The 532-nt window shown below is 52.3% G+C and carries 1 rRNA gene; it reads right to left on the bottom strand.

From position 1 onward, the window contains the following. A 16S ribosomal RNA gene (locus GJ695_RS29395) occupies nucleotides 1-532 on the bottom strand; the annotation flags it as partial.

Genomic DNA, 532 nt, shown 5'->3' with positions numbered 1-532 from the left:
CTTCCGTACATGTCAAGGGTAGGTAAGGTTTTTCGCGTTGCATCGAATTAATCCACATCATCCACCGCTTGTGCGGGTCCCCGTCAATTCCTTTGAGTTTTAATCTTGCGACCGTACTCCCCAGGCGGTCTACTTCACGCGTTAGCTGCGTTACCAAGTCAATTAAGACCCGACAACTAGTAGACATCGTTTAGGGCGTGGACTACCAGGGTATCTAATCCTGTTTGCTCCCCACGCTTTCGTGCATGAGCGTCAGTTTTGACCCAGGGGGCTGCCTTCGCCATCGGTGTTCCTCCACATATCTACGCATTTCACTGCTACACGTGGAATTCTACCCCCCTCTGCCAAACTCTAGCCTTGCAGTCTCCATTGCCATTCCCAGGTTGAGCCCGGGGATTTCACAACAGACTTACAAAACCGCCTGCGCACGCTTTACGCCCAGTAATTCCGATTAACGCTTGCACCCTACGTATTACCGCGGCTGCTGGCACGTAGTTAGCCGGTGCTTATTCTTCAGGTACCGTCATGAGCC

It is taken from the genome of Duganella alba (genome assembly GCF_009674495.1).
In the GTDB taxonomy this organism is placed as follows: domain Bacteria; phylum Pseudomonadota; class Gammaproteobacteria; order Burkholderiales; family Burkholderiaceae_D; genus Rugamonas; species Rugamonas alba.
The sequence above is the reverse complement of the archived record's forward strand: the minus strand, read 5'-3'. Positions and strand labels throughout refer to the sequence as shown.